This is a genomic window from Brevundimonas sp. CURTG3B2_SDJG (genome assembly GCF_057364705.1).
Genome location: NZ_JBNFOJ010000421.1, coordinates 1 through 1,901, shown reverse-complemented (window position 1 = coordinate 1,901; position 1,901 = coordinate 1). Strand labels below are relative to the sequence as shown.

Annotated in this window: 3 protein-coding genes; all 3 read left to right on the top strand. The window is 70.9% G+C overall.

Features of this window, described 5'->3' with window-relative positions:
* Positions 1 to 207 precede the first annotated feature (207 nt).
* On the top strand, positions 208 to 393 hold the full coding sequence (locus AC2W7C_RS17345; protein WP_486002483.1) for a hypothetical protein: 186 nt from the start codon (positions 208 to 210) through the stop codon (positions 391 to 393).
* Positions 390 to 1,331, top strand: a complete 942-nt coding sequence (locus AC2W7C_RS17340) for an ABC transporter ATP-binding protein (RefSeq protein ID WP_486002482.1) — start codon at positions 390 to 392, stop codon at positions 1,329 to 1,331. The genes AC2W7C_RS17345 and AC2W7C_RS17340 overlap by 4 nt, the downstream gene beginning before the upstream one ends.
* Positions 1,332 to 1,470: 139 nt before the next feature.
* A partial coding sequence (locus AC2W7C_RS17335; RefSeq protein ID WP_486002481.1) for an ABC transporter permease occupies positions 1,471 to 1,901 on the top strand: 431 nt, incomplete at its 3' end.

Sequence of the window (1,901 nt, the reverse complement as noted above, 5' to 3'; positions counted from 1 at the left end):
AGGCCCGGCTGGGGGCAACTGGCCCCCGCCGGCTCCGTCGTCGGCGCGGGTGGAGGAGATCTTCTATCGGCCCGGCGAATGGGCGGCGGCCAACCAGCCGATCCTGGCCCTGCTGCCGGACCGCGAGGTCAAGCTGGTGTTCTTCGTGCCCGAGGCGGAGATGGCGCGGTACCGGCCGGGCCGAACGGTGCGTTTCGCCTGCGACGGATGCGCGCGCCGGGCGAGGCGCGGATCACCTGGGTCAGCGCCCGGCCCGAGTTCACGCCGCCGGTGCTGTACAGCCGGGGCAGCCGCGACCGGCTGGTCTATCGCGTCGAGGCCCTGCCGGCGCACGCGGCGACGCTGAACCCCGGCCTGCCGGTGGACGTGACGCCGCTGGAGGCCGGTCGGTGAGCCGTGCGGAAGATCCCGTGATCGACGTGCGCGGGCTGAACAAGTCGTTCGGCGCGCTGCATGCGGTGAAGGACTTCTCCATCACCGTGAACCGCGGGCGGATCTGCGGCTTCCTGGGTCCGAATGGGGCGGGCAAGACCACCACGCTCAGGATGCTGTGCGGCCTGCTGACGCCCGATAGCGGCGAGGGGACGGTGCTGGGCTACGACGTGATGAGCCAGTCGCAGTCGATCAAGCGTCGGGTGGGCTACATGACCCAGAAATTCTCGCTCTACGAAGACCTGTCGATCGAGCAGAACCTGACCTTCACCGCCCGCATCCACGAGCTGGACCGGCGGCGCGAGCGGGTGCGGGGCGGCGCTGGAGCGGCTGGGGCTGACGGCGCGTCGGGGCGCAGCTGGCCCGGGACGCTGTCGGGCGGCTGGAAGCAGCGGCTGGCCCTGGCGGCCGCGACGCTGCACGAGCCCGATCTGCTGCTGCTGGACGAGCCGACGGCAGGGGTCGACCCGGAGGCGCGCCGCACCTTCTGGGACGAGATCCACGCCCTGGCGGCCCAGGGCATGACCGTGCTGGTTTCGACCCACTACATGGACGAGGCCGAGCGGTGTCACGAGATCGCCTATGTGGCGGGCGGGCGCACCCTGGCTCGGGGCACGGCCGACGAGGTCATCGACGGCTCGGGCCTGATCACCTTCCATGCCGAGGGCCCGGGGGCGGACCGGCTGGGCGGCGAGCTGCGCGGCAAGCCGGGCGTGGAGATGGCGGCGGCGTTCGGCACGGTGCTGCACGTGTCCGGCCGCGACCGGAAGGCGCTGGAGGCGGCGATCGCGCCCTACCGCAAGCCGCCGCTGACCTGGAGCGAGACCCGGCCGACGCTGGAGGACGTCTTCATCCAGCTGATCCACGACATCGAGGCTGAGAAGGGGAGGGCGGCATGACTCCTTCATCCGCTCATCCCGGCGAACGCCGGGACCCAGATGGAATGGCTCGATATGGGCTCGTGGAGCGCGTCCAGATTCCAGGCGACCGCGTCTGTAATCTGGGTCCCGGCGTTCGCCGGGATGAGCCGGTGTGGAAATGATCTCGCTGACCCGCACCTGGGCCGTGATGGCCAAGGAGTTCGTGCAGCTGACGCGCGACCGGCTGACCTATGGGATGATCCTGGCGCTGCCGATCATCCAGCTTCTGCTGTTCGGCTACGCCATCAACGACGATCCCCGGAACCTGCCGACGGCGGTGTTGGTGCAGGACAACGGCGGCTTCTCGCGCTCGATCCTGACGGCGCTGGACAACAGCGGCTATTTCCAGATCACGCTGCAGGCGCGAAGCCAGGCCGAGCTGGACCGGGCGCTGGCGCGGGGGGACGTGCAGTTCGCGGTGGTGATCCCGGCGGACTTCACGCGGCGCGTGGTCAGGGGCGACAGGGCCCAGATCCTGGTCGAGGCCGACGCCGCCGACCCCTCGGCGACCAGCGGGGCGGTCGCCGCCATCGCCAACCTGCCGGCGCA

Coding starts and splice junctions, on each gene's coding strand:
- AC2W7C_RS17345 (WP_486002483.1), top strand. CDS start 208: ATGCGCGCGCCGGGCGAGGCGCGGATCACCTGGGTCAGCGCCCGGCCC.